This is a genomic window from Halococcus morrhuae DSM 1307, from assembly GCF_000336695.1.
In the GTDB taxonomy this organism is placed as follows: Archaea; Halobacteriota; Halobacteria; order Halobacteriales; family Halococcaceae; genus Halococcus; species Halococcus morrhuae.
This window is the reverse complement of record NZ_AOMC01000061.1, coordinates 1-4356: the sequence shown is the minus strand read 5'-3', so window position 1 is coordinate 4356 and position 4356 is coordinate 1. Positions and strand designations below refer to the sequence as shown.

At 53.6% G+C, this 4356-nt stretch carries 4 protein-coding genes and 1 pseudogene; 4 read left to right on the top strand and 1 reads right to left on the bottom strand.

What is annotated here, in order from left to right:
* Positions 1-151 precede the first annotated feature (151 nt).
* From C448_RS04010 to C448_RS04000, 3 genes are all read left to right on the top strand, one after another.
* Positions 152-835, top strand: a complete 684-nt coding sequence (locus C448_RS04010; protein ID WP_004052028.1) for a recombinase family protein — start codon at positions 152-154, stop codon at positions 833-835.
* A gap of 74 nt (positions 836-909) precedes the next feature.
* Entirely contained in the window at positions 910-1203 is a 294-nt protein-coding gene (locus C448_RS16440) for a toxin-antitoxin system TumE family protein (protein ID WP_193363109.1), read from the top strand.
* Positions 1196-1666, top strand: coding sequence for an HVO_A0114 family putative DNA-binding protein (locus C448_RS04000; protein WP_004052026.1), 471 nt, complete (start codon positions 1196-1198; stop codon positions 1664-1666). The genes C448_RS16440 and C448_RS04000 overlap by 8 nt, the downstream gene beginning before the upstream one ends.
* Positions 1667-1825: 159 nt before the next feature.
* On the opposite strand, the gene C448_RS03995 is transcribed toward C448_RS04000, so the two are convergent.
* A complete protein-coding gene (locus C448_RS03995; RefSeq protein ID WP_004052025.1) occupies positions 1826-2788 on the bottom strand; it encodes a DUF4268 domain-containing protein in 963 nt (320 codons plus the stop codon).
* A 238-nt stretch (positions 2789-3026) separates the two neighbouring features.
* Here C448_RS03995 and C448_RS03990 point away from each other — a divergent pair.
* A pseudogene (locus C448_RS03990) lies at positions 3027-4356 on the top strand (Eco57I restriction-modification methylase domain-containing protein); the annotation flags it as partial.

Here is a 4356-nt window from a genome sequence, read left to right as displayed (position 1 = left end):
GGGTAAGTATGAGACGCGAACTGGATCAGAGCGTTAACCGTGGAAATGATGCTACTCGGTAGCATGGTCAAAAACGAGGGTTTCTGGGCCTCCTGCCCAAAAGTGGGTGTGTTTTATATGCATGGCGGGGGGGCCGAGAAGTACGTCGAATATGACTGGCAAAACCGTTCTCTACTGTCGGGTATCAACCACCGACCAATCGCTCGCCCGCCAGCGCCAACGCACCAGTGAATACGCCACCGATCGGCTCGGCATCGAACCCTCCTTTATCGAGTTGTATTCCGACAAGCAGACCGGCACCGACACCGACCGCGACGGCTACCGTGATCTCATGGAGGCTGTTGAAGCCGGCGAGGTCGAGCGCGTGATCGCCTCGGAAGTCTCGCGTATCTCTCGGTCAGTGCGGGACTTTGCCGCAACTGTAGAGCGCATCGTCGACGAGAACGACGTCGGCCTCCACATCCTCGATATGGGCATCGACCTCGATCCCGACGAGCGTGACCCCTACACGCGCGCGTTCCTCACTGTCGCAGCGACGTTCGCCGAACTCGAAGCCGAGATCAAACGTGACAACACCCGCGAGGGGATCGCCGCGAGCCGCGCACAGGGCAAATGGCACGGTCGCCCGCCGTTCGGCTTCGATGTGGGTCCAGAGGGATATCTGACGCCGAACGACGACTACGAGACAGCCGTCGTGATCCTTGATGAACTCGGTAAGGGTGCAAGCAAACGCGAGCTCGCTCGGCGAACGAGTGTCGCACGTTCGACAATCCAGCACGTCGCCAACAACCGTGAGCGGTATGTCGGCGAGCCGCCAAAAACTTCCTCGGTATAGTAGCACACGGTTTGCTGGCAGTCGTCCAGCAATTTTATTGTCTATGAGGTCATAGGTCATAGTAGGCGCACGAGATGTCAGGACCACTCGAACTCAACCGTGCTGTCCCGGGTGGACGCGTCGAGATATTCGCAACTCTCGATGCAGGCTATCCCGGCGGGTGGTTCTATCGCTTTCAGTACTACCACCCCGAAGAAGGCGAAATCCTGCGCTACGACAACGCTCATGACGATGAAACACTCGGCAACCACCACCGACACGTCGCCGATGGCGAGGATACTGCTCTCGCATTTCAGAGCCTTGTCGCGCATGTTAGCCTGTTCTTCACTGAAATAGCGCGCATCATCGAGGAGACACCCAATGACTGACAACGAACCCACCGACGACGGCTGGCCCGCCGAGTATCGTGACCCGCGCGACCGGCCCCACCCCGAGACACTTCGGATCACGGTCGAATCGTTTGAGCAAGCACGTGAAGAAACGGTTGCAGCAGCACGTACTGTCGAAGACGATGAATCGACACCTGCAGTCGTCTCGTTTGCGAGCATCGACGATCTGCGGAAAATCCTCACCGAGCGGCGCATCGAACTCCTGCGCCTGCTGATCGCCATTGACGGTGCAGCCGAGAGCATCACCGCGCTCGCGGACGCTCTCGACCGCGATTACCGCCCGGTTCACGACGATGTGGGAGTGCTTGATCAGTATGGCCTCATCTTCGTCGTCGACGAGGGCCAGACGAAACGTCCCTACGTTCCTTACCGGCGGGTCCGCCTCGATGTTGAGCTCGCAGGAGAAGCCGATGAGACCGATCCCGCAGTTGCGTCCGGATGAAGATGCATGGCCAACCGTCATGCCTGACATTGACGACAGTATCGACAGCGAATCCTTCGAGATGGGACCCGAAGACGCCGAGTATCCGAAAGGAACTCCTGTCACCAAATACACCGCGTACTGAGCAAAAATTTTCATCTACGGCATTTTGCAATCCAATTAGAACTGTTGAATTCGCTCCCGAAAGACGTCGTTAAAGCATTCCCCATATTCCAGCAACCAGTCGAAGTACTGTTCCCAGTCATCACGATTTTCGATATCTGCATCTCGTGTTACTCGAATGTTACTCCGCATGTTTCCGCCTCTGGTCTCTCGGGGTTCTTCCCATTCGGTTTCTATTCCAAGTTCTTGTTTGATAGCCTCTTTTTCGTCTTCTAATTTCCAAAACGCGTCTTCATCGTCCTTAATGATGAGTTCTATTTTCAATTTGCTTTCTTTTAATAAGCTGACAAACGAAATGTGGAAACCAGCTTTCCCAATTGGATTAGAATAGTAGTGAAGTGGCCTCGGCTTGCGGGGCCGGAGCCGGGTTGATGATTCCTCAATTCGATTCCGAAATTGTGTCCAAAATTCTTCTTGCAACTCTTTAGTGTCAGACACTTCATCACCAGATCTTTGCGCTTTCTTCTTCCATTCGCTTGGGTCTTCAATGGAATTCAGTCGAATTGCTGGCGGAGAATCGCCAATCTTCCAAATTTCTAATCGGATGGCGAATAGATCGACCTCTTCCCGTGTGTTTTGATTCAACCACTGGACTGCATCCCGATGTTCATCGTTAAACACGGGTGCGATCCAAACGATGATATCGGCATCAATACCGGCTGCATATGCGAGTGATTTGCCGAGATGATCATGATCTGATTGTTCTAATTGGTTTTCGATCACAACCTGTCGGCCGTCATCAACAACTTCGGCTAAGATATCGAGATTGAACCGTCCAACACTCTTCTCTGTCTCAACCACCTGCAAATCTAGCCCCAATATGTCTTCTAAGTGAGATGTGTCTTCATTTTCGATTGTGCCCGCTAGCCAGGGCGTAAAGTCGTGAGCTTCGTGTTCCCAATAATCTCGTACGTTCTGAGGTACAAGCTCCTCAAAGATGGGGTCCTCGGACTCATTCATGGTCGAAGCTTCAACGGTAGATACAAAAAGAGTGTATGATCCGGGGGATCGTTGGATCGTGGCGATCTGAACAGCATTTAGGAGTCCAGAGACACAGCTACAGGCCGAGAAAGCCCCGTTTCTCGATCGCCTGCCGAAATGGTGACCAGTTTTGAGCTAATTATGGGGTGGTAAGAAGTTGATTCACACGGAGTGCAGACCCGCACTTTCATGCGAGAGCGCGAATCATTCGATAGCAATGAGTCAGGCGACACTCTCGCCGAACCCGTATCGTAACTCGAACCTGTTTTCGGGGCGCTATCTTGACGAGCACGTTTANAGCACGTTTACGAGCTTGATGCATGGGACTGTGATGCGGAGGCGCGCGAAGCGTTCGAGACAATCAATGACTTGTACGAAACGAGAAAGGATGCACTCTCTAGCTATGATGAGGCACCACTTCGGAATAACTGGATAGACAAGGTGCTGGAAGCACTCGGTTACGAGACGCTTGAGGAGACACCGCTCGTTGACGCACGCGGCTCCATCGATCGGACACTCTACGATACCGAGGACGACCAGATGGCCGCAGCGGTGATGAAGGCCGATGGAGAGCACACCGGGATGTACGCCCAGTCACTGTCGATTCTCGAAGCCAAGCAGTGGGGGGCTGATTTCACCGATCGATTTAGCGACCAGCGTTCATATCGCGATGCTTCCCACCAACTCAAATCCTATCTCGAACACACGCCTGAATCAATCTCGTGGGGTATTCTGACGAACGGGAAGAAATGGCGACTCTATGGAACCAAAGACTACGAAACTGAAACCTACTACGAGATTGATCTGCCAGAACTACTCGAATCTGGAAGTGTCGAGAGGTTCAAGTATTTTTATGTGCTCTTTCGTCCCGCCGCATTCCGCGAATCCGCTGGGACGACGTTTCTTGAGACCGTGTGGTCGGAAAGCGAAACCGCCGCACAGGAGTTAGGCGAGGATTTACAAGACAACGTTTTCACGGCACTCCGGGTGCTCGGGGAGGGGTTCGTGGAAACGAATGATTTGGATATTGACCCTACTGACGACGAACGGCTTGCCGAGTTGAAAGAACAATCACTCGTGCTGCTCTACCGGCTGATGTTCGTACTGTATGCCGAATCCCGCGATCTTATCGATCCCGAGGACCCGAATCGCCGCAGCGAGTATGAGGAGAACTTCAGCCTCGGTGTGCTCCGCCAGGACATCCGCGAGAAGGTGGGCGAGACGCCGAGTGAGTCGGCGTTCGAGCGTGAGTTCAGTGAGTATTCGTTTTCGATGTGGAACCGTCTGGAGCGTCTTTTCTCGCTAGTCGATACGGGAAACGACGATCTCGGAATTCCACCCTACAATGGGGGATTGTTCGACGAAGACCGACACGACTTTCTCAGGGAATATGAGGTCGCAAACACCTATATCGCGGAGGTCATCTACCGCCTTTCAACTACCGCAACCGACGAGGGGTTCGTGCCTGCCGATTATGCAGATCTCGATACCCGGCATTTGGGGACGATTTACGAGGGACTGCTCGAACACGAGTTCGCTGTTGCGCC